Origin of the sequence: Delftia sp. CH05 (assembly GCF_009827015.1) — a bacterium.
Taxonomy (GTDB): domain Bacteria; phylum Pseudomonadota; class Gammaproteobacteria; order Burkholderiales; family Burkholderiaceae_C; genus Comamonas; species Comamonas tsuruhatensis.
Genome location: NZ_WUMG01000013.1, coordinates 36,853 through 57,059, shown reverse-complemented (window position 1 = coordinate 57,059; position 20,207 = coordinate 36,853). Strand labels below are relative to the sequence as shown.

Here is a 20,207-nt window from a genome sequence, read left to right as displayed (position 1 = left end):
TCGGTATGACGGACGAAAACTATCTCCAATCTGCAATGCTTCTTGACCTGGTCGGTCAGGCGCCTATAACTATTAATCGGGCATTTGTTGATCTGACCGGGAATGTTCTCGCTGCTCTCTGGCTGTCCTATGCAGTTGAGAAGGGGTTGGATAGGGATAATGGGCACTCCTTTGTCCTGGAGTTATCCGCCAGTGATGTGGAAAAAGATACGGGCATAACACGTCCTCAGCAGCAGACATGCCGCCGCACACTGGCCGCAATGGGTCTGCTGACCGAAGAGGGCGGCAAGGGCCGGACGCTGAAGTATCGCGTGCATCTCGACCGGCTCATGGAGCAGCTGCAGAAGCAGGCACAACCCCTTGCTGCCGCCATGGCCAAAGGTGATTTGGGGATTGAGCTTGCGGCGGCCGACAGGCCTGCAAGTCCGGACTGAGCAGGAGTCACTCAGTGCGTCTTCAACCACTGCTTGCTGAGCATGCACCCATGTCGGGTGGCGATGACTCCGGTGCAGTCGAAAGCTCCGGGCCTGTTGCCCAACAGATCATCCTTCATCTCGAAGATCGCGGCTTCGTGCCATTTCACCCCGCTCTTTCCGAAAGGTTTGGGCACAAGGCAGCCATCTTTGTTGGCATGGCTTTGTACTGGACACGCCATAGCCTGCGCAATCATCCACAGCGCGGCGGATGGTTCCACATGTCCATCGCCCAGTGGCAAACCTCAATCGGTCTGACCAGGACTGAGCAAGCCACCGTGAGAACAGAGTTGATGGAGGCCGGGGTTCTCGAAGAACTGCTGATCGGTCGCCCCAGCGTCCTGAATTACCGCATCAACGTTAAAGCTCTCACCGCAGCGCTGGGAGGCACAAAGCACGGGCCTTCAAAGCCCAACCTGGAGGCGGTCGCATCGTGGATGCGAAGCTGCCGTGTCTACTACAAGCCCCTGGCCGACATAGCTAGCAACATCGCAGCAGGTCTGTACCTCTCATATCTTCTGCAGTGCCATCGGGATCAGTTGAGGGCCGGCCAGCTGGACAACGGCTGTGTCTCTGCATCTCAACTCGACATAAGCGAATCCCTGGCACTTGGAACGAAGGTGCAGCGAAACGCCCGAGACCGCTTGAAAAAAGCCGGTCTCATCCAGGAGTGCGGATCAGGTGGTGCGCTTGTCCGGCTCAACTTTGAAGCGCTGCTCCTGTGCTTGCGTGGCCAGGCCATCAAGCCTCTGAAGAAATCGGCGCGTAGCGCAGACCTGGCTGTTGGTGCTGCCCCTGCCACGACCGGCGAGCCCCAAGTTGCCTCTACCGCGTTGCCTGAGCGTGCCGCTGCGTCTGGGCCTGGTCTGGACTTGTCTGGTCTGGGAATTGGGCTGCAGCAACTCACCCTGACTCTGGAAGGAGTCACAGCGGCTCGCCCGCCAGCGCCGAAGCGTTCTCGTGATTTGCTCCTCCACTTCCTGGAGGACAGCTTTCCTGCACCTGTCGGAAATCGACAGGTTGGCAAGGAGAATGATGCCTCCCAAAAGTCACTGGTATCAGCCATAAAACGCAGTAGCGACAACGACTTAGGCGATCTTCCGAGCCCTCTTCAACGGGCGCAGGCATCAGGTCTGAAAAATGCCGTTTCCTGCATCCTTGGGTCTTCCGAATCTGCCGTTTCCTGCAACGGACACCCTGGAAATCTTGCCGAAACCTGCAAGCTAGATTTGCCCTTTCCTGCAACCTATATACAAGACGTTATTTCAATAACTACTACTACATCAGAGGTTGCTCAAGAACTTGAAGGTAGTAGTAGTGGTCTTGAGTTTGCTCCGGAAGAAGGAGAAGTCGGTCTGCAGGAGGAAAAAGCCCAGCTTGTTTTCCCTATCGCTCTGTCAGCATCTCACCGCGAAGCTGTTGAGCGCGTCATTCACGGACTGACTTTTCCTGACCAGCAAGAACTGCTGGATGAATTGCAAGGACAAATGGCGCGCGGCAAAGAGATTCGCAGTCCAGCCGGATGGCTGCATGGAATCGTCACGAAGAAGGCTCAGGGGCAACCCGTGGCGTTGGTCTATGCAGCCGAAGTTGCGCAAGCTCGCATGGAGACCATGACACGCGAGAAATTTGATGAACTTGGGGAAAGGCTTGGACTGCCAGCAGAGCCAAATCAGCGGTTTATGCAGAACATCGAGATGAACGAGGTGTTTTCAAAACTGACGCCGGGTGTGGTTTACATCATTCGCTCTACGGGTTCGCTCGTTCAGATTGACGGCTCTACAAATGTTTTGCGTGTGAAAAGGTCGGATCAGCAAGCCTGGTTTGTGATGCTGAACGCTGGCCCTCTGGTTCGAGCCTTGCGGACGAACGATCTTTTCCCAGCCGAGGAATGATTTGATGAACTCGATTTCAAATCAAGTCAACGATCAAAAGGCTGCCTCGGCATCTCCGAAGTTTGCCCGCGTAACCCGTTTCGGGTCACCGCGCAAGGCTTGCCGAGTCCGTCAAATTGGCGTACCGCGCACGGCGTGCCGAGTCCGTCAAATTGAAGCACTGCGCAAGGCTTGCCGCGTACAGCTAATCGACGCACCGCGCAAGGCTTGCCGCGTACACCGAATCGACGCACCGCGCAAGGCTTGCCGCGTACACCGAATCGACGCACCGCGCAAGGCTTACCGCGTAACCCGTTTCGAGTCACCGCGTCAGGCTTACCACGTAACCCGCTTCGGGTCACCGCGTCAGGCTTACCACGTAACCCGTTTCGAGTCACCGCGTCAGGCTTACCACGTAACCCGTTTCGAGTCACCGCGCAAGGCTTGCCGAGTAGTCCGAAACGGCCCATTGCGCAAGGCTTGCCGAGTAGTCCGAAACGGCCCACTGCGCAAGGCTTGCCGAGTAGTCCGAAACGGCCCACTGCGCAAGGCTTGCCGAGTAGTCCGAAACGGCCCACCGCGTAAGGCGAGTAGCTCTCTGTGGTGATAGCCAACTCTAATAAGTGCATTTTTTTTGGACTCCAAATATTCGACTCTAAGAAATGAGATGAACATGAAAGCTAATTCACTATTCCTCCATTTGGTTCAACGGCTGCACAACTATGTTGACGCAGCAGTCCTGTGGGTACTTCTGAAAGAGGAGGCGGATGTTAAAGAGTTCGCCATGACTGCCGGCAAGATGGCGGATCAGCAACTGTGCGGGACGGTGTCAGTCACGACAGTAAAACGCGCAATTGATCGACTCGCAGGAGCAGGCTACATCAATGTGCGTGTTCATAAAAATACCAAAACGCTTGTAACCGTCCATCGCGAAGCGGTCATGGATCTTCTTCGGCAGAGCCTGCCTGAAAGGCTGCCCGCCGTTAGCAAGAAGGAGTTTGCATTTTTGGAAGCTTGGAAAGCAGACGGCACAAACTGAGCTTAGAGGGACGAATGTGCATTTGCTCAAGAAGCAGTTGAATCTAGCGGGCCTACTATTCTTTAGATGCGGTTGTCTGGCTTTGCTACTGCTTCTGCAGATCCTGGTCGTCAAGGGATTTATGGCTTATGTGGAATTACTGCCCTGACTGAGGGGTAAATTGTTTATTAACACTGACTGGGAGAAGAAGATGGCGACAAACCAAGGCAAACAACAAACCAAGCGCGGCAGCGGCATTGATGCCATAGACCTGCAGAGCATCTTGGGCACACGAATCGTGTTCGAGAAAGAGGACGGATCGCCTTTCGCTGATGGCTACTCCATTCGTGGCGAAGAAAACATCCTCGCCGAATACATCCAAGCTGGTGCGTCTGAAAGCGATCCTCGCTTCGATCGCTATGTCGAACTGCTTGATCGTCGGGAGCGTTTGGCGCAAATGCAATCCGAGCATCAGGAGCGCAGAGGTGCTGATCCTTTGGTGCCTATCTCCGATGCCCAAGCCATTGATGATCTGGGAATGCTGATCGATGACGGTGTGGACCAGATGACCATCCACACGATCGAAGCGCTGCGCATGTTCTACGGCCGCGCCCGTGAGCCTGGCTCGAAGGTGAACCCCATCATTGGTGGCCGGCGAATAGCGGCATCTCTTCGCAATTTGTGGCTGCTGACGGCCAACAACAATCCCTATGCCGACTGGGCGCTTGTTCGCTACGAACGCGGCCTGCAGGAGGTTCAAGTGCACCTTCGCGGGGCAATTCAGCAGTGCGAGGAGCGCATGCAACAGCAGCGCAAGCTGGGGCTCAACTACACGGTTGCTGCGTCATCGAACCCCGTCAACGTGAATCTCGGCTTCAAGAGCCCATATGGCTATGACATCTCGACGCTCATTGTGCAATACGACTATTTCGTTCGTTTGCAGAAAACGCTGAATCGCAAGAGCCTGCAAAGCGATTCGCAAATGCGGGAGTCCCTGAGCATTGCATCCCGGGCAATCCTGAAAGTGTTCTACGACACCGCTCGTTTCTCAAGGTGGTTGTCGCGTAGTGAGATGGCAGATCTCAACCGCGCAGACTGGGTCGGTGCTGACGAGCAAGCACGTAAGCGCATTGAGTTTGCCATGCAAGTCTTCGGGCCTGTACCGGCAGTGATTTACAAGGTCGAAGTTGCACCTTCGCATTCGCGTCGTCGCTATTCGCTCTCGGAGGCTGAGCGTGCAGTCTTGCACCAGGTCGGCGCGCAGCTGGAGGCCGATGAGCAGGCTCAGCGTCATGACGAGGCCGATGCGTCTATTGGCGCTCCAGCCGAGCCAACGAGTAGCACGGAAACTGTGTGATTTAAATCACGGGGGTAATGGTATGAAAGGGGATGGTGTGAAAGGGCAGGTGTTGAAAGGGCAATCCCAGCATGCCGGCGATGAACGTATCGTCAATCATGTGGTTTGGGCAAGGCATACCGCAGTGAATCAAGACTGTCAAAATCAGGTTGACGTAAAGGCCCTTACGGGTAGGGGCGGGCTCGCCGCCCTGCGCCAAGGTGTTGCCAGTCTTGATGCGGTGGCTGAGAAGATGCGGCATCTCTCGGAGCAGTCCAAATCTGTCAAGGGCGTGGGTGCATATCTGGTGGTGCACCAGCGCAGTTCGCGCGGCTCCGTGTTTCTGCGCTGGCGTCAGCGGCTTGGCGCAAACCGGCATCTGAGCTGGGATGAGCTCGAAGAGATTGCCTCAATGCTGCCTGGTGATCTTCGCGCCTGGTGTCTGCGCGCATCCAGGGAGGCCCAGCTACTCAATGAAGAACACCTTCAACTGCGCTCAAAGATCAAGATTGCGCGCAGGTCGTTGGAGCTCTCCGAGCCTCACCTATACCCTCGTTCTAGCTTTTCTTCTTAATCGAGTTGCCTGGCAGTGGTGCAGTCGGGCAATTCTTTATCACGCACTATTGGAGCCACATATGCAAAATATTTTTATCGGCAAAGGTAATCTCGCCCAATCTCCCGATCTGCGTGTCATTTCGGGAGCCAACGCAGAATTTGATGTTGCAAGCATGCGCGTCATGTTTGGGCGCTATGCGCGAAACAAAACTACAGGCGAGGTTGAGCAGGTTGGGGGTTTCTGGCGCGAGGTGGAGATTTACGGTCAAAAAGCTAAGGATGTGGCGCGACTTCTTCGCCGAGGCAGCCGTGTCCTGGTGTATGGCGAAGAGCGAGACTTTATGGCCAAAGACGCGGCAACGGGCGCTGAGGTGCAGGTCATCAAGATCGTCGCTGAAGACATTGCGCTTCTGCTGTCGCGTGTGAAAAGCATCGAATTCGAGGCATCGGCCCGACGCCAAGCACCAGAGTCCGAAGGTGAGCAAGAAATGGCGTCCGCCGCTTGAGTAGCTGGTTTAGGCATGAGTAGCAACTGAAGGAGAGAGCTTTGAAAAGTACGAGTCAACCAGCAAGCTACGAAGAGCTGTGCGTCCTGGACGACGGTCAGTTCTATGTCGTTGTCGTCAGGAGTGCAGGCCAGCGTGAAGAGGAAGCTTCTGCATTTCTGCTGATGCGCGAGACTGGCGCCGCCAAAGATCCATGCGTAGGCAGCGCGATACAAGAGCTCGATGGTGCCTGGAATACTCGAATCACTGTCACATACGATGAGGTCTCTGAGACGGATTCCATTCATGTCGGCGATTTCGATAGCCGTGTTGAGGCCATTGTTTTGATGTGGCGCCGACGGCATGAATCAAGCTATTTCCCGGCGCAATAGTTGATTTCTCCTAGTGACGCATTTGCGACCGCCAGCCTATATAAGCTGTCACAGGAGTGGGTGGTGAATTCAATTTGTTGCAACGAGTTAAATCGTAGACCTTTGATTCAAGATGGCCGTTTGGTTGAGTCCAACTGGGACGATTTCTGCAATGCCATATTCGAGAGAAATATCATTGAGTATGGCGCATCATTTGATCAATTTATTCTGATGGCCTGCGAAGAGTTTGATGCCGCGATAGCTCTTCTCCCTGTGTCAGTCCATCCGCAAGCAATAAAAATAGCCAGGAACTGGGGTTATGAATCTCCTGAGATACGGCGTTTGAGAATAGATGAATTGAAGGAGCGTGAGCATTACCCCATTGAGAAGCGACCTAATATAGACAAAGTGGAGTGGGTGATCTGATGGCTGATCGTCAGATCAAACCTGTGCAGATCGGTCCAGTCACTATCACGCCCCCGGACCTGCTTTTGCAGGCTGCCTTTGACGGGCTCAGGGTTGGCTTGCAGCTCACGCACGTGCCTGGTCTGAAGCGGCCCTTGGCAGCCTACGATGCCTGGTGGTGTGCAGCACGGCGCATGTGGATGCTGGATGTCAATGATCCTGCACGCGTCGAGCAGATCCTGCAGCACGCATACGCCGGTCAGTTCGTGGACCTGGAGCGCCTCGATGTGACGCTTCGGGCCGCAATGGCAGCGCCGCAGCAGGACTACTTCACGCAATTGCTCGACGTGCAGGTGTTCCCGCTTGCAAAGGGTGATCTCAGCCGCGGCCGGCATGCCGTCAGCTTCACATACGACCCGCTGTGCGTGCGCGCCATGCGCTCCCTGGGCGGCTACTTCCACAAGCATGCATCCGCCTGGCAGGTCAGGGCCACACCGCAGGAGATCCAAGACCGTCTGAAATCGATTGCAGGGGTGGAGCCTGAGCTCGTGTTTGTGCACGAGCAGCCTGTCGTCATTGAGGAACTGGCGAGTACCGGCAACCAAGGCTCGCCCATCAGCGTGCCGTCCGCGCCACCCCCCAGCGGTGGTGGGTCTGGCACAGGGGAGGAGGAGGGCAGTGGCTTCCTCTCGACGGAGCGCGGCCATGTCGCGGATTTGCCCTATGACGCTGTGGCCCTGGCCAGCATGGTCGCGTGCGGCACGCTGCGCGACTACCAGGCCGAGGGCGTGGTCCACATGTTGCGCCAGTCCGGCGCGTGCATGGGTGACGACATGGGCCTGGGCAAGAGCCGCCAGACTGTGGTGGCATCGCGCATGGCCGCCGGCAGCGGGCGAGTTCTGATCGTGTGCCCTGCGTCGCTGCGGCTGAACTGGGAGCGCGAGATCCGAATGGTCTACCCGGACGCCCGAATCGGCATGGTGGGCGAGGATCGCATGGCCACACTGCAGGTCTGCGATTGGGTGATCGGCAACTATGAGCGTATGGGCGGCCTGGTGCGCGAAACAGGGCTAGATTTCGCGGTGATGGCTGTTGACGAGGCCCACTACCTCAAGGAGTACCAAAGCGGGCGCACGCGCAACGTCTTCCTACTGGGCGCGCGTATCGAGCGCTGCTATGTGGTCACGGGAACGCCGCTGTTGAACCGGGAAGTCGAGATGCACACGCTGCTGCGCATCACTGGCCACGAGCTGGGACACCTGACGTTGGCGGATTTCCGCAAGCGCTTCGCCGGTGCACCCGAGAAGCGTGCGGCCCTGGCCGAGGCGATCAAGGGCTGGATGATCCGCCGCAGCAAGTCGGTGCTCAAAGACCTGGGCAGCAAGGAGCGGCAGATGCGCTACCTGTCGCCGGCGGAAGGCTTGGATGTCTACAAAGAGATCTACGGCGACATGAGCCTGCAGGCGATGCCCAAGATCGTGCGTCTGCGCAAGGCGCTGGAGACGCTCAAGATCCCGTTCCTGGTCGAGACCGCAGAGGCGCTGGGCGAGGACGACAAGCTCATCATCTTCTGCGAGTACATGAGCACCGTGGAGGCGCTGAAACAGGCCCTGGAAGCGATGAGCATGCGCAGCGTCAGCTTGGTAGGCGCAGACAGCGCGAAGCGCCGCCAGGCTGCTGTGGATGCCTTCCAGACCGATGCTGGGATCAAGGTGTTCATCGGCACCACCATGGCGGCCGGCGTGGGCATCACGCTAACGGCCGCGAACATCGTGGCCTTCGCGTCCATGCCCTGGACTCCAGCGCTGATGCGCCAGGCTGAAGATCGGGCCTACCGCCTGGGGCAGAAGAGGGATGTCCTGGTGCTGGTGCCTGTGATTCCTGGAACCATCGACGAAGGAGTTCTCGCGCTGCAGGAGAACAAGCGCACGACCGAGGAGGAGGTCATTGAGGCTGCCAAGACGGCCCTGCCAGAGAAGCAGAGGCATGAGATGCGTCGTCTGCCCGACGAAGTTGTCGAGGAAGAGCAAGCGCTCTTGGCGGCTTAGCACCATGAAAAAAGCCCGGTCCGACCGGGCTTTTTTACTACTACATCTTGCCGACTAAAGTTTCAGCTGAGGGAACTTGTGTGTAGCGGCCGCACTTCTCGCTCTTCTTGCAAGCGCGGCTCGTTCGCTCTTGGTAACCACATGCGTAACGACCACCACCTCAAGAGCCACGGACCGGTCAGGGGAAACCTTGCTCGATGTCGGAGCAATCTTCGAGGAAGACAACTTTTGGATGAGTTCCTTCTTGATAGAAGAAATGCTTTTAGATGCTGTAGTCATTCGGTACTCCAGAGCAGCTTGCGCCGTGTGTAGTCTAGCAGTTTCTTCCATGAGACGCTACCTGGACTAAGATCAAAAGACATTAATAGCTGCCCTCCATTGTCTTCCCAAAATTTTTCGTCTATTTTTACGATATCTTGGATGGTACGGAATCCAAGATATTCTTGTGGCCAACTGCTTCGATCAATCAAGTCAAGCGCGGAGTCAAAGCCCAGCTTTGGCCACACAAAATACCCGATGTTCTTATCTTTGGGGCTATTGCGCCCTGCACCTACCAAATCGATCCTTGAGAAGCCATTCAGATATGCTACGAGTGCACACAAGCAGAACCCTATTGTACCTAGCAAGCTTGGTGCATCTTCTTTAAGATTAAAGCTATCTATGTGCAATGCATCAATAGCTATGCCATAACTGTCCGCTTCTTCTAAAAATATTCCTATATTGTTTTTGTGTTGCTGTGCTATTAGCTCGTGATTGATGGTCTTAACATAGTACCCTTCAGGCGCCCAATCTCTCCCTCTTGGGTTTTCAAGTTGCATAAGCACACGACTTTTATTGAAGACAACAAAGAGGTGGGCAAAGTCCTTGACGGATAGTTTGAATTCTGATTCTAGTATTTTTAACGAGACTATTTCATCCGCGGAGTAGTTGTTTCCGTTGATAACAATTTCATCGCCTGTGAGATATTCCAATACCAAATCATTTGCCAGCAGATGCGAATGCAGATCTACTAAGTCTGTTAAATAGTATTTTTCTCTATCAATATCCATGAATACAAATAAAACTGTAGATGAAATGAAAAAAGACTACATAGTAGTCTTTTCTTATTAGATCGCAAAGGCAGAGCGGTCTTTGTCCTTAATCCAATCTGGCGGCTTGCCACGTCCGGTCCAGGTCTTGCCAGTGGAAGGATCTCGGAATTTTGGCTCGCCGGCTGTAGTCTTGTATGTGCGCTTTGCAGTGAAGATGTCATCTGCAGTGAGGCCGTAGTCCGCAACAAGGCTCCGAATTTTCGCAACCACATCACTGACTTCCTGTTTGCGAGCGGCTTCAATCTGGGCTTCCAGTGCCTCGCGCTGGGCGAGAAGTTCTTTGTATGAGTTGCTCACGGTTGTCCGCCTTAAAAGTTAAAGAAGCCTTAATGATAACAATATTTCAGATGTGCTGAGAATATTAATGCGTACTGTGGTTAATACGTATTAGATTGATCCTGCACTACAAGCTAGCGAAGCGGGCTCAGCGCCGCTACAATCGTCTCGTGAACGCTCTCCGAGCACCACGTAGCGTCTGAGCCCTTGTGAGACGCGCGCCTGCAGCTGCAGGCAGGGCACATTTCTTCACCTTCCCACCGGGACCAACGAGTCCCAGATGGGGGTCGTTGTCCTTCACTCGAAAGCAACGACATGTCCTCATCTACTCGCAAACCCCAACAAACCGCATCCGCCTTTGTCAGCGCTTCCCAGTGGGATGCAAAGCATCTGGCAGATATGGTTTCGCGGGTTCAAGATCCCCTGGTCGCTGATATTTTGATTGGGCTGCTCGAAGAGCATCCCGATCTGAAGATGCAGTACCTGGGTGTCTATACCAAGGCCTGGGAAACTCTGCGTCGAGCAGAGCAGATCCGGGAAAAAGCTTATGAAGCCGGCCAGAAGTACGCAGATCGGCGCCGCAAGGTGTCCATGTGCGTGACCTGGTCAGTGAGAGTTTTGCGTGATTTCTATCGTTTGGTTCGACAAGAAATCCAAAAATCTCGCGCTAAGCACAAGGAGAAGCAAGCTGTTAAGCCTGCATCTGCCAAGCCGCAAGGCGAGAACGTGATCTGCCTTCCAATGGTCCAACGGCCTACTGGAACTGACCGCTAGGCCTACGGGCTTCAAACGAATCCCATCATCGAGCATTTGCTTGGTGATGGGATTTTTACTTGTGTGATTCTTTATAACTTGGGAGAAATAATGATCAATGCTGAAGAATTGTCCAAGGGGCTTATATCCAAGAATAGCAGTGCTAGAAAGGCGCAGGCAACTGCTATCATGCGTCTGATTGGTGGGCTGCGAAACTTTAAAAATGGCGAGTTTGAGTTGGACGTCAAAGAATCCATGGCAATTTATGACGCCATCGCGGTATTGGAGAAGGGCGCCCAGGTCCTGAAAAAAACAGCAAAGCTGAAGCTTGAGCAAGAGCAAATTAGAGCTAAGCGTCACACTGCAGTGGAGAAAGCTGTAAATGCTAGCGACTTTGCTAAACTGAGTACTGTTGGCGAGCATATCGCACTTTTAAGCCTTATAGACTTCCGTAAGATTGCCTGGTTCGGTGATGACAGGATCGGTGCTTTATATGTTTATCGTGAATGCCATCAAGAATGCCTTAAATCCATGGTTGATAGCATCGCGTACAGGGCTGAGCCAATAACCGAACAGCTGGATAGAGCATGGAGCACTTTTCAGGAAAAGCTCCCCTCTCTGAAGCAGAAACATGCAGCCTTGATCCTGCGGATCACTGAGTTGCTGGAGGAGGAGAGTGCGCGGCAGCAGGCAACTGTCAACCGCATTTGACCAGCTGAAATCTGTCTGTTAGTCTTCTTCCCGTGAACCGCCGCAAGGCACACAGTGACTGAGCTCTTTCTAGTCACAGCACGGTCTCCCAAGGACCATGTAGAGCATTTTTCGCAACCCGGATGGGGACCAGCTGCCCCATCCAGACCTCGCTGTCCGGTGCGTGCATCTGCGCTCCCTTTCCACATTCTGGAAACTTTGGAGATCACCATGCAAGCAACGAACGCACAACGCGAGTATTTCAACCTGCACACCACCGGTGTCGGCTATCTGAGCCGTGTCCGTTTGGTTACGCCGCAAGGCCGTGGCCGCAAGTCTGAGCCTTTCCTCGCATGCGCTATCAGTGCGTTGCGTGGGAGCTCTGATTCTTCCGACACGACCTACTTCGACCTCCGTGTAAGCGGTGCCGAAGCGATCGGCTTGATCGAGAGCATGAAGCAAAGTGTGGACGAACGTCGCAAGGTCACTGTGACTTTTCGCATCGCCGACACTTACCCGCATGTCTACGAGCGCGATGTGCGCGACCAGGAAACCGGACGCCCCACGGGGCATAAGGAAATGGCCGCGCTCATCAAGGGTCGGCTGATTCTCATCTATTCGATTTCGGTGGATGGGGAATCGGTGTACAAGCGCAGCGCAGATGGTGCTGAGACTGCAGGCGAAGATGCTCCTCGTGAGCATGAACCTCAGGGCGAAGGCTTCTACCAGGACGAGTCCTGGCCAGAAGACCAGCAACAGCGTCAGCAGCCGCGCCAAGCTCCGCAGCGAGCGTCACAGCAAGAGGCCCCTCGGGGAGCTCAGCAGTCGCGTCCTGTGGATGCCCAACGGCCAAGCACTGCCCCTCAAGGGCACGCTCAGTTGCGTCAAGCAGCCGCTCCGGCTGCCCGCGGCCATGGCCCCTCGGCATACCCTCGTCGTCCAGCACCGCATAGCGGAGCTGGTTACCGAGAGCCTGCCGGTCAGCGATAAGCTGAAGTAGCGCCAACCAGCCCCTGTCCTGCATCGCAGGCCAGGGGTTGTTTTTTGGCCCAGATTTACAAGTTTTGCGCTATGCTCAAGGCTTCCAAGCGTTTGCAGGTATCGCTTAAACCTGTGGCCACTTTGTGGCAAGGCATGTGAGCTCCTGAGACATGCACGCCCTCGGGTTGGAGCACTTTGATTTTGCGCACCATCTCGTTGACGCACACACTTCGCCGGTGTGCGAGATCACATAGCCGGCTGACTGGAAATCTCCCGGAACATCCAACCAGCACTCCATGCGTTCACGTGTGGAGTGTTTTTTTTCACCCATGGGGCCTTGCCCATGGGCTCAGGCTCCGTCTTTTGGAGCAAGAGCACATGATCAAGCTCTCCGGCATCACGCTGAGAGTCAAGAAAATCCGCGGAGGCCGCAACGGCGACTTTTGCGTGGGAGAGTTGTTCACCGACATCGGTGAATTCCGCGTCTTCGACCAGCTGCTCGACCAGTTCGATGACGGCGTCTACAAAGGCACGGCTTGGGTGGAGCGCATCTTCTTGAAGCAGTACATCCACTTCAACAAGTCCATCACTGAGATCCGCGCTGTGCTGCACGATCTTCAGATCGATGACATGGAAGAAAGGCCTGAAGAACCCCATCTTGTTGAAGCTGACCCGGCGGACGAAGAGCCGGTTGCAGTCCCGCCCCCGCCTCCTCGGTCGGCATCAGCAACTGCCAGCTCGACGCCTTTGTCCGGGACATCAAGTCCGGCCCCGGCCCAGTCCAGAGCTAACGTGGAAGAGCTCAAAAAGCGCATCCAGAAGCGGCTGGCCAGAGTGGACCAGGCGCCGACCGCTATGACGGTTTCTGACCCCGTACCTGTTGAAGATCCGCAGTCAGCGCAAGAGGCGCAGCTGCAGGAGCTTTTCGGAGAGCTTTGGCCGCAAGTGCACAGCCGGGACGCTGTGAAGCTCGACCCGACCGTAGATCGTCTTCGCCTGCGTCAGCAAGTGGCAGCCCTCAAGGACTTGGGCTACAGGATGGCAGACATTCAGAGCCAGACCTGGCATCCGATCTGACTAGACACATCAGCCCGCGTCGCGGGTTGTCTCTTGCGCATCTGGGGGTGCTCAATAGACAGCCTGCAGGACCCGACAGGGTAGAGGGCTCTCCAATTGGGGTGGCTGCGACCTGATGCGCAGCGGCTTTGCGATAGTGCAGCCACGGTGAAAGCCAAGCCGTGTCTGTGACCGCGCCTTTCATTGGTCGCCTGAGCTCCACCTGGTGACCGGCCAGCCACTGGCGGCCAGGAGCATTGTGAAATCTGTGGAATCCGATGGGTTCCCTCAGCACCTGCAGCTGCGGCTGCTGAGGGAAACCATCAAACCATTCAGTATGGTTTCGAGCACATTGAGCCCCGCAAATGTGCAAAGCAGTTCGCTGCTTGGGCATTGCCATCATCACCACCCTTCGCGGGCACAAGAGCCCGTCAGGGAAGGCGTGCCCGCTCTTTTTTCGGGAGGAGTAGACTCATGGGCATGCCCATCAAACTGAGCGTCTTTGAAGCACTGACCGAGGCTGGCGTCACGCCAGACAAGGCCCGTGCTGTGGAGCGTGAGCTTGAAAATGCCATCCAGACCGGCCAGGATGCTGTGCGTGCAGAGATGCGCGACCAGTTGCTGACCAAGGCGGATGGCACCGCCATGAAATCCGAGCTGAAAGCTGAGATGGCTTCCGTGGAAACACGCTTGAATGCTCGTCTCAATGATCAGCTGCGCTGGATCATCACCACCCAGGTCGCAGTAGTAGGTCTCGCCGTCGCGGCGGTCAAACTTCTGTAGATCACCTTCTCATCCACCCTCGGGGACCATCGTCCCCCTGGGTCGGTTGTCCCCATTTCTTTGGAGACAACCATGACCAACCCTCAAATTCTTCCTGTCTGGACGGCCGAGCAGCGCGCGCGCACGCACCAAGCGTTCAACCGCTGGATGCAGGCCTGCACGGAGCAGGAATATGAAAAGCTGATGGATCTGCGCGAGCAGGTCGCGCCAGGCGAAGTCTGTTCGATCGTCAAGCTGGTCCAGTCGTGCTACGCACGTCCGGAGCTGCTTGCGGGTCTGCCAGCCGGCCTGGTTCAACTGATGCGAGAACGGAATTTGCCGCAGCCTTTTGCTGTCGCATCCGCTGCCGCAGGATAGGGAGCGCATCACGCGCATCGAGCTCCTCGAAGAGATGGACCAGGTCCAATTCTTCGACGGGGCTTCCTTCAATCACTCTCAATGTGTGGCGCGTTTCGGTCATCCGAAAAGTGTCGCACGAATTCAACCTTCCCCCTCCCGGATGGGCCGTGTCCTGTCCGGGCGCGCTCGTCCATTTCCCCCTCAAAGGAGAAATGTCATGACGCCAGTCGAAATCCCAATCGCAGCCAAGGCGGACGGAACTGTTCAATTTGGTGCTCTTGCCCGCGCAAGCGGAAAGGAGTATCCGATGGAAATTCTGCGGAGTGCTGCGGGCTTCTACCTCGGAACCTGTTCCGACAGTGGTCCCTTCACCCGCGAATCTATGCAGTATTGGCCGACCCGTGAGAAGGCCAAGAAGGCATGGGATGAAGGGCGCTGGACACAGCGCACCTATCTCTGACCACCCACCCAGTTCACAGGTCCTCCTGTGGCTGGGACTTTCTATACCTCAACTCAACTTCAACCCGGATGGGCCGTCCCGTCCGGGGGCGCTCGTCCATTTCCCCTCAAGGAGAAATGACATGTCGCAAGTTCAATTCGCAACGTCCGCAATTTCTGCAATCGCGCCCTTCGGCCTGCTCGCAGCCCAACGCGGAGAGTTCCTGCAGCTGCAGGTGCTGTCCAGCGATGGAGACTTCTACCTCGGTACGAGGTCTGAGCATGGTCCGTTCACGCGGGAGTCTGATGAGTCCTGGAAGAGCGAGCGTCAGGCCATCTCGGCCTGGAACTCCGGAATGTGGACCCAGCTGTGATCTACCAGGCAAAGCTTGCTTTGCCATCTACCAACCAGCCAGCACCAGGGAACTTCCCTGGGCTGGCTTTCTTCTTTGAGGAGAGCAGGCCATGGCCCTGATCTTCGCGCGCCTGGCGCGCAACTACATCAAGGCCGGGTACTACCCGACCGATGAAGAATCGATTGCCCGCATCTCCAATCTGCTGCGCATGCCCGATCAGGGGAACGTGCGCATGTTGGACCCCTGCTGCGGCGAGGGCACGGCGCTGGCCGATGTGCGCCAACTGCTGACCGTCGCTCGCGGTGGGGCCGCCGGCGCCGAGGCCTTCGGCATCGAGCTGGACCGCGACCGTGCGCGGCACGCCAAGCAGATCCTCGATCGCGTGTTGCAAGCCGATGTGCACGATGTCATCGTGAAGCCACGCAGCATGGGTCTTCTGTTTCTCAACCCGCCATACGGCTACGGTGTCTCTGACCAAGCCGCGCAGCGATCCCTGATCGACGGCCCGGACAAGGCCGAGCGCTTGGAGCGAACGTTCCTGCGCAAGACCGTGCCCTATCTTGCTTACGGCGGTGTGATGGTCTACATCATTCCGCACTACGCCCTTGACGACGAGATCCGCGGCTACCTGGTGCGCAACTTTCAGAACCTGCGCGTCTTCATGGCACCCGAGCAACGCTTTCGGCAGTGCATCGTGGTCGGCACCCGCTGCCGGCCGACGCATGCCACCAAGGCCGCATTGCAGCCGCTGGTGGACGCGCAGGCCTCGGAGGAGGGCGCGCCCTTGTTACCGGACTCGTGGGAGCTGGAGCCCTATGTGATCCCTGCGCTGCAGGGGGATCTGGAGCTCGACTTCCATGCCGTGCAGATCGATGAGGAGCAACTGGCCGATGAGCTGGCTAAGTTCTCTCACAGCCTACTGTGGGAGGGCCTGCAGGGGCACTTCGCCCAAGCAACCGGCGCATGCCGACCGCCCCTTCGTGACCTGACACCTTGGCACCTGGCCTTGGCCTTGGCCGCTGGCCAGGTCACGGGAAAGATCACGGCCGGCAACGGGCGAACCTTTCTGATCAAGGGCGACACCTACAAACGCAAGGAGCGCAAGGTCAGCATCGACGTGGACGAGAAGGGCCATGCCTCGCAGTCCACCGTGTTGCTGGATCGTTTCGTTCCCGTCATCAACGCCATCGAGCTCACGCCCGATGCGCGCCTTGGGCAGATCGTCAAGATCACCTGACTTCTTTCAACCCCATGGGGCACCAGCTCCTTGGGCCGGCCGCCCCGCATTTCAAGGAGGTGGCCATGCCACAGCAACAGCAACTCACCAATGTGGAGTTCGTCACGGAACTCATGGAGTACTCGCGTTATGGCCCGATGGTTCAGGCCTTCGTGATTCATTGCATCCATACAAAAGCACGCGAGATCGCCGAGTTCCCGAACCCGGAATTGTTCGACTCTGGCTTCATGTGCGGCCAGTTCTGGCAGGACATTGCAAAGGATGTCGTGAGGCAGATGGACGGAAAGTACGGCGCATTGGCACGGACCACGTCCAAGTCCGACTGAGCTGCAGGCGCGCTAAGGCCTCGTGCCAGGCGCAGGAAACCAAGTAGAGAAATCTTTTCACCCGATGGGGACAGTCCCCATCGTGGGGCCGTCCCTGCAACACAGGAGATGACCCATGGAAATTGAAGACCTGGTGCGGCCCGCCGCCACCATCCCACAGACCACACCCTTTTTTCACGCTGGCCGCTGGGTGACAACGCTCGGCGTGGACGACCTCATCTGCAAAGGTGAAGTCGATCCGCACGAGTTGCTTCGCCGGCACCAAAGCGGGGATTGGGGCGAGATCCACACGCTCGATCGTGCGCTCAACCAGCACTCGCTGGTCGATCGCGCCATGGTGATGTCCGTCTACAAGGTCGGCACGCACACGATTTGGGTCATCACCGATGCAGGGTGGCAGACAACCACGTTGTTGCTGCCATACGAGCGTTGATGATGGCCGCGATCGAGACCCTCAAGCAGATTGCAGCGCTGGATCGCCAAGGCCTTACGGCCCTGGATGAATCGATGCTGGATCTGCTGGCAACGCTTCCGGCCCTGGTGCCGGACATTCTGAAAACCTTGGACCTGGCCAGCGATGCGCAAGCTTCGTTGGAGAACGTCCTCTGCCATCTTGGCAACCGCATGACCGCCGCCGATCTTCGTGCGCGCGACCTTGTGGCCACCGAGCTCCTGCAGTCCCTGCAGGTCCTCTCGGGGCAGCCTGTCAGCAGGCTGCACTGACACCTTTCATCCACCCACCCGGGGCAGCAGCCCTCGGGGGAAGCTGTCCCATTTTCTATGGAGATAGCCATGAACCAAACTACACATCTGCCTGCTCCCGGAGCGGTTTTGTTGTTCCAGCAATGGGAAACATCCGTGATCGAGCTTCTTGTGAAGCAGCCCAAAGGCTGTGCCCTGAAGCTGGATCAGTACGGTGCGATCTTGCTGGTACTGGGGGAGCTTATTTACCTTGAGACAGGAGACGATGTAAGGGATGGCGGCAGCTGCGATTCATCGGCCTGGGACGAAGAAAACGCTGTGTCTTGCACGCAGGCTCTGTATGCCCGAGAGCTCTTTCAGCGTTGCACTCCCGACCAGGTGGAGTCGCATGAGCTGGAGATCCTCAACTTCTTCCTGCAGCGGCAGCCACATCGAGATCCAAACTACACAGACTTCGCCCGTCTCGTTCGTGCGGTGCTCATCCGGCATCCCGCCGGCACTGCCTTGCAAGTGCCTGGGCACCTCGACTACATCCTGGTCGGCGGTCTGGTCAGCTGCATCGAGAGCCAGTCCAGCATCGACGGCATTTGCTTGCGAGATGCCAGCGACTGGTCCTCGATGGAGGCAGATCTGAAGGCACTCATTGCGCCAAAGTTCATTCAGCGGTTCAGCGCCGAAGAGTTGGAGGCATACCTGCAGGAAGAGCCATCGACGTGCAGCAGGTTCGCACTTTCGGCGCCAGTGGATACCACTTGCATGAGTGCACTGGAGTACGAATGCGCGGTGATGGAGCTGCTGGTCGGACATCCAAAAGGCACGGGCCTCAAGGATGCGCGTGGAGCGATCTTCATCATCGATGGCGAGCTGATGCACGTCGCGGAGGGCAAGGAGCTCGATGATGCAACCGACTGCGATCCCGAGGCCTGGGGCGACACAGATCCAACACCGGATCTCGAAGCCCTGGCGCGCGCTGAGCTCGTGCAGGTCTTCTCTACTGCGGACGTGATCGCCTTCGAGCGCACACGGTCGTCTTGACCACCTTTCAGCGCTGCTGAATTCAACCAAAACCGGCTACAGCCGGTTTTCCAGAGCTTGCCAAGGGGTGCGCTGCGGAAAACCGTTTGAACCACTCAAAACGGTTATAGGCGCGCTGAGCCTTGAAAGCGCGCCGGTCGCAAGACCAGGCATTTTTCCAACCACCCCTGCGGGCATCGTCCCGCAAGGGCGGCGCTCGCTCTCTCAATCCAATTTGAAGGAGCATCTCATGCGTACTCACCACAACCACTCCACACGCGATGGCCACAGATTTGTCACGATCGTTGACCTGGGCGGCGCCCGGGAGCTCGACATCTGCACCCTCAAGGGACTCGGCGGCGCTTTGGAGTCCCGTGCCTCGGTCCACCTTTGCTCCGGAAACTCTCGCCGCCACGTGATTGGTTTCAACGGCGATGGCGACTTCAATCGCCTCTTCCTTTCGACCAGCCCCAAGCGTGTCACCGAGAAGGTGGCCCGGGAACAGCACACGCTGATCCTGGCCCAACTCGAATCCATCAAGCTGGCCGTGGAAATGCACTATGCGGCGCAGGAACGAAAGGAGACGGCACATGCATGACATGGAAGTTGCTGCGCGCGGCGTCGTTGACACCTGGGAGCAGGGCAACTTGGCCCAGGCCGTCTGCGCCCTGGACAGATCCCTGCAGGACCAGAACCAATGGCGATTGGACTGCGCAGTGGCCATCGCTCGGGCGCGTGAGATCTATTGTTCTGAGACCTGCCTGATTGACACGCTTCCGCTTGTGGCGCCCTCGCAAGAGGGCACCTTTGTCGCGGCGTGGCTGTGGGTGCCAAACGCTCGCTGATCCAACCTTCAACCCATGTGGGGCACGCCCCGCATGGGGCTGCTCCGTCTTCTTTGGAGCATCTTTTGACACCTCATCGCAGCCTCTACCGTATCGAAGGCTACGCGGATCTCTGGGTTGACGCGTGCCTGCGCAACGACGAAGGCGAGCTCATGTTCCTGTCGTTCTACGGACGCGATGCCTCTGCCATGCAGTTCATCGCGGCCGCCGAGCTCGGCAGCCAAGCTGAAGCCGGCATCAGCCGCTTCAGCCTGGTCGGCGCCGGCGGAAAGCGTCAGCTGGTGGACCTCGGGCCTACCGACCGCCTGGCCAAGTTCAGCGGCCGGCTGCCACGCCAGAACCTGTTCGGGCCGCTGAGCCACCTGTGGCTCTACGACAAACGCCTGCGTGCCCTGGACAAGGCAAATCGCATCGGCTGGGTGCTGGCCACCACTGGTGACATCGAGGCGCGTGTGTGGAGCCTTGTCAAGGAACTGGCGCCCATCGCGTTGCTGGATACCTGGCAGCAGCCTCTGCTGGCATGGTGTCAAGAAAAAGGCGCTGTGCACGAGCTTGGCCAAGGTCTCTATCCGCGCATCGGCGAACTGCGCGCGCTGCGCGTGAGCATCACCGACCACTTCATCCGGCACGTCAGTGCCGGCGTCCGCGAGCGTCTGCTCGTCGCCTGAACCATTCTTGTGAGTCCTGCCTGGCAGCGCGCCAGGCCTCGGGCCCGCCATCTCAACCACCCACCAGGGCGCGCCGCTGTTCTTCAG

Annotated in this window: 27 protein-coding genes; 25 read left to right on the top strand and 2 right to left on the bottom strand. The window is 57.1% G+C overall.

Features of this window, described 5'->3' with window-relative positions; translation table 11 throughout:
- The first annotated feature begins 5 nt into the window (after window positions 1–5).
- The 9 genes from GRX31_RS12930 (at window position 6) to GRX31_RS12895 (ending at window position 8,565) form a co-directional block, all read left to right on the top strand.
- Complete coding sequence (locus GRX31_RS12930) at window positions 6–434, top strand: hypothetical protein (protein ID WP_160853054.1); 429 nt, start codon at window positions 6–8, stop codon at window positions 432–434.
- A gap of 14 nt (window positions 435–448) precedes the next feature.
- Window positions 449–2,368 carry a hypothetical protein gene (locus GRX31_RS30550; RefSeq protein WP_202396574.1) on the top strand — a complete coding sequence of 640 codons (1,920 nt, stop codon included), beginning with the start codon at window positions 449–451 and terminating at the stop codon, window positions 2,366–2,368.
- A gap of 646 nt (window positions 2,369–3,014) precedes the next feature.
- Entirely contained in the window at window positions 3,015–3,386 is a 372-nt protein-coding gene (locus GRX31_RS12925) for a hypothetical protein (RefSeq protein ID WP_160853052.1), read from the top strand.
- A 190-nt stretch (window positions 3,387–3,576) separates the two neighbouring features.
- Window positions 3,577–4,722, top strand: a complete 1,146-nt coding sequence (locus tag GRX31_RS12920; protein ID WP_160853050.1) for a PFL_4669 family integrating conjugative element protein — start codon at window positions 3,577–3,579, stop codon at window positions 4,720–4,722.
- Window positions 4,723–4,744: 22 nt separating this feature from the next.
- On the top strand, window positions 4,745–5,275 hold the full coding sequence (locus GRX31_RS12915) for a hypothetical protein (protein WP_160853048.1): 531 nt from the start codon (window positions 4,745–4,747) through the stop codon (window positions 5,273–5,275).
- A gap of 61 nt (window positions 5,276–5,336) precedes the next feature.
- Window positions 5,337–5,762: a single-stranded DNA-binding protein gene (locus GRX31_RS12910; protein WP_160853046.1), complete on the top strand. Its 426-nt coding sequence runs from the start codon at window positions 5,337–5,339 to the stop codon at window positions 5,760–5,762.
- 41 nt (window positions 5,763–5,803) lie between these two features.
- Complete coding sequence (locus GRX31_RS12905) at window positions 5,804–6,133, top strand: hypothetical protein (protein ID WP_160853044.1); 330 nt, start codon at window positions 5,804–5,806, stop codon at window positions 6,131–6,133.
- A 63-nt stretch (window positions 6,134–6,196) separates the two neighbouring features.
- Complete coding sequence (locus tag GRX31_RS12900) at window positions 6,197–6,538, top strand: hypothetical protein (protein ID WP_160853042.1); 342 nt, start codon at window positions 6,197–6,199, stop codon at window positions 6,536–6,538.
- On the top strand, window positions 6,538–8,565 hold the full coding sequence (locus GRX31_RS12895) for a DEAD/DEAH box helicase (RefSeq protein WP_237426672.1): 2,028 nt from the start codon (window positions 6,538–6,540) through the stop codon (window positions 8,563–8,565). The genes GRX31_RS12900 and GRX31_RS12895 overlap by 1 nt, the downstream gene beginning before the upstream one ends.
- A 275-nt stretch (window positions 8,566–8,840) precedes the next feature.
- On the opposite strand, the gene GRX31_RS12890 is transcribed toward GRX31_RS12895, so the two are convergent.
- Both GRX31_RS12890 and GRX31_RS12885 read right to left on the bottom strand, forming a co-directional pair.
- Window positions 8,841–9,614 carry a hypothetical protein gene (locus tag GRX31_RS12890; RefSeq protein ID WP_160853040.1) on the bottom strand — a complete coding sequence of 258 codons (774 nt, stop codon included), beginning with the start codon at window positions 9,612–9,614 and terminating at the stop codon, window positions 8,841–8,843.
- A 57-nt stretch (window positions 9,615–9,671) separates the two neighbouring features.
- Window positions 9,672–9,953: an H-NS family nucleoid-associated regulatory protein gene (locus tag GRX31_RS12885; RefSeq protein ID WP_160853038.1), complete on the bottom strand. Its 282-nt coding sequence runs from the start codon at window positions 9,951–9,953 to the stop codon at window positions 9,672–9,674.
- A gap of 294 nt (window positions 9,954–10,247) precedes the next feature.
- On the opposite strand from GRX31_RS12885, the gene GRX31_RS12880 reads away from it, so the two are divergent.
- From GRX31_RS12880 to GRX31_RS12805, 16 genes are all read left to right on the top strand, one after another.
- Complete coding sequence (locus GRX31_RS12880; RefSeq protein ID WP_160853036.1) at window positions 10,248–10,706, top strand: hypothetical protein; 459 nt, start codon at window positions 10,248–10,250, stop codon at window positions 10,704–10,706.
- A gap of 90 nt (window positions 10,707–10,796) precedes the next feature.
- Complete coding sequence (locus tag GRX31_RS12875) at window positions 10,797–11,396, top strand: hypothetical protein (protein WP_160853034.1); 600 nt, start codon at window positions 10,797–10,799, stop codon at window positions 11,394–11,396.
- A 210-nt stretch (window positions 11,397–11,606) separates the two neighbouring features.
- Window positions 11,607–12,365, top strand: a complete 759-nt coding sequence (locus GRX31_RS12870) for a DUF3577 domain-containing protein (RefSeq protein WP_160853032.1) — start codon at window positions 11,607–11,609, stop codon at window positions 12,363–12,365.
- Window positions 12,366–12,734: 369 nt separating this feature from the next.
- Window positions 12,735–13,433 (top strand): DUF3275 family protein, encoded by a 699-nt coding sequence (locus GRX31_RS12865; protein ID WP_160853030.1) that lies wholly within the window; start codon window positions 12,735–12,737, stop codon window positions 13,431–13,433.
- A 453-nt stretch (window positions 13,434–13,886) separates the two neighbouring features.
- Complete coding sequence (locus tag GRX31_RS12860; protein WP_141832066.1) at window positions 13,887–14,195, top strand: hypothetical protein; 309 nt, start codon at window positions 13,887–13,889, stop codon at window positions 14,193–14,195.
- Window positions 14,196–14,267: 72 nt separating this feature from the next.
- Window positions 14,268–14,552 carry a hypothetical protein gene (locus tag GRX31_RS12855; RefSeq protein ID WP_160853029.1) on the top strand — a complete coding sequence of 95 codons (285 nt, stop codon included), beginning with the start codon at window positions 14,268–14,270 and terminating at the stop codon, window positions 14,550–14,552.
- 199 nt (window positions 14,553–14,751) lie between these two features.
- Complete coding sequence (locus GRX31_RS12850) at window positions 14,752–14,994, top strand: hypothetical protein (protein WP_160853028.1); 243 nt, start codon at window positions 14,752–14,754, stop codon at window positions 14,992–14,994.
- A gap of 121 nt (window positions 14,995–15,115) precedes the next feature.
- Entirely contained in the window at window positions 15,116–15,346 is a 231-nt protein-coding gene (locus GRX31_RS12845; RefSeq protein ID WP_160853027.1) for a hypothetical protein, read from the top strand.
- A gap of 91 nt (window positions 15,347–15,437) precedes the next feature.
- Window positions 15,438–16,565 (top strand): DUF6094 domain-containing protein, encoded by a 1,128-nt coding sequence (locus GRX31_RS12840; protein ID WP_160853026.1) that lies wholly within the window; start codon window positions 15,438–15,440, stop codon window positions 16,563–16,565.
- A gap of 65 nt (window positions 16,566–16,630) precedes the next feature.
- On the top strand, window positions 16,631–16,891 hold the full coding sequence (locus GRX31_RS12835; RefSeq protein ID WP_160853025.1) for a hypothetical protein: 261 nt from the start codon (window positions 16,631–16,633) through the stop codon (window positions 16,889–16,891).
- A gap of 115 nt (window positions 16,892–17,006) precedes the next feature.
- Window positions 17,007–17,324: a type I restriction endonuclease subunit M gene (locus GRX31_RS12830; protein WP_237426671.1), complete on the top strand. Its 318-nt coding sequence runs from the start codon at window positions 17,007–17,009 to the stop codon at window positions 17,322–17,324.
- Window positions 17,324–17,614, top strand: a complete 291-nt coding sequence (locus GRX31_RS12825) for a hypothetical protein (RefSeq protein WP_237426670.1) — start codon at window positions 17,324–17,326, stop codon at window positions 17,612–17,614. Before GRX31_RS12830 ends, GRX31_RS12825 begins: the two co-directional genes overlap by 1 nt.
- A 69-nt stretch (window positions 17,615–17,683) precedes the next feature.
- Window positions 17,684–18,628 (top strand): hypothetical protein, encoded by a 945-nt coding sequence (locus GRX31_RS12820; RefSeq protein WP_160853024.1) that lies wholly within the window; start codon window positions 17,684–17,686, stop codon window positions 18,626–18,628.
- Between the two features lie 229 nt (window positions 18,629–18,857).
- Complete coding sequence (locus GRX31_RS12815; RefSeq protein WP_160853023.1) at window positions 18,858–19,205, top strand: lactonase family protein; 348 nt, start codon at window positions 18,858–18,860, stop codon at window positions 19,203–19,205.
- Window positions 19,198–19,452 carry a hypothetical protein gene (locus GRX31_RS12810; RefSeq protein WP_160853022.1) on the top strand — a complete coding sequence of 85 codons (255 nt, stop codon included), beginning with the start codon at window positions 19,198–19,200 and terminating at the stop codon, window positions 19,450–19,452. The genes GRX31_RS12815 and GRX31_RS12810 overlap by 8 nt, the downstream gene beginning before the upstream one ends.
- A 65-nt stretch (window positions 19,453–19,517) precedes the next feature.
- Window positions 19,518–20,120, top strand: a complete 603-nt coding sequence (locus tag GRX31_RS12805; protein ID WP_160853021.1) for a hypothetical protein — start codon at window positions 19,518–19,520, stop codon at window positions 20,118–20,120.
- Window positions 20,121–20,207: the final 87 nt, after the last annotated feature.

Coding starts and splice junctions, on each gene's coding strand:
- GRX31_RS12810 (WP_160853022.1), top strand. CDS start 19,198: ATGCATGACATGGAAGTTGCTGCGCGCGGCGTCGTTGACACCTGGGAG.
- GRX31_RS12895 (WP_237426672.1), top strand. CDS start 6,538: ATGGCTGATCGTCAGATCAAACCTGTGCAGATCGGTCCAGTCACTATC.
- GRX31_RS12875 (WP_160853034.1), top strand. CDS start 10,797: ATGATCAATGCTGAAGAATTGTCCAAGGGGCTTATATCCAAGAATAGC.
- GRX31_RS12860 (WP_141832066.1), top strand. CDS start 13,887: ATGGGCATGCCCATCAAACTGAGCGTCTTTGAAGCACTGACCGAGGCT.
- GRX31_RS12815 (WP_160853023.1), top strand. CDS start 18,858: ATGCGTACTCACCACAACCACTCCACACGCGATGGCCACAGATTTGTC.
- GRX31_RS12865 (WP_160853030.1), top strand. CDS start 12,735: ATGATCAAGCTCTCCGGCATCACGCTGAGAGTCAAGAAAATCCGCGGA.
- GRX31_RS12820 (WP_160853024.1), top strand. CDS start 17,684: ATGAACCAAACTACACATCTGCCTGCTCCCGGAGCGGTTTTGTTGTTC.
- GRX31_RS12830 (WP_237426671.1), top strand. CDS start 17,007: ATGGAAATTGAAGACCTGGTGCGGCCCGCCGCCACCATCCCACAGACC.
- GRX31_RS12855 (WP_160853029.1), top strand. CDS start 14,268: ATGACCAACCCTCAAATTCTTCCTGTCTGGACGGCCGAGCAGCGCGCG.
- GRX31_RS12910 (WP_160853046.1), top strand. CDS start 5,337: ATGCAAAATATTTTTATCGGCAAAGGTAATCTCGCCCAATCTCCCGAT.
- GRX31_RS12845 (WP_160853027.1), top strand. CDS start 15,116: ATGTCGCAAGTTCAATTCGCAACGTCCGCAATTTCTGCAATCGCGCCC.
- GRX31_RS12880 (WP_160853036.1), top strand. CDS start 10,248: ATGTCCTCATCTACTCGCAAACCCCAACAAACCGCATCCGCCTTTGTC.
- GRX31_RS12925 (WP_160853052.1), top strand. CDS start 3,015: ATGAACATGAAAGCTAATTCACTATTCCTCCATTTGGTTCAACGGCTG.
- GRX31_RS12930 (WP_160853054.1), top strand. CDS start 6: ATGACGGACGAAAACTATCTCCAATCTGCAATGCTTCTTGACCTGGTC.
- GRX31_RS12840 (WP_160853026.1), top strand. CDS start 15,438: ATGGCCCTGATCTTCGCGCGCCTGGCGCGCAACTACATCAAGGCCGGG.
- GRX31_RS12850 (WP_160853028.1), top strand. CDS start 14,752: ATGACGCCAGTCGAAATCCCAATCGCAGCCAAGGCGGACGGAACTGTT.
- GRX31_RS12835 (WP_160853025.1), top strand. CDS start 16,631: ATGCCACAGCAACAGCAACTCACCAATGTGGAGTTCGTCACGGAACTC.
- GRX31_RS12870 (WP_160853032.1), top strand. CDS start 11,607: ATGCAAGCAACGAACGCACAACGCGAGTATTTCAACCTGCACACCACC.
- GRX31_RS12825 (WP_237426670.1), top strand. CDS start 17,324: ATGATGGCCGCGATCGAGACCCTCAAGCAGATTGCAGCGCTGGATCGC.
- GRX31_RS12920 (WP_160853050.1), top strand. CDS start 3,577: ATGGCGACAAACCAAGGCAAACAACAAACCAAGCGCGGCAGCGGCATT.
- GRX31_RS12890 (WP_160853040.1), bottom strand. CDS start 9,614: ATGGATATTGATAGAGAAAAATACTATTTAACAGACTTAGTAGATCTG.
- GRX31_RS12915 (WP_160853048.1), top strand. CDS start 4,745: ATGAAAGGGGATGGTGTGAAAGGGCAGGTGTTGAAAGGGCAATCCCAG.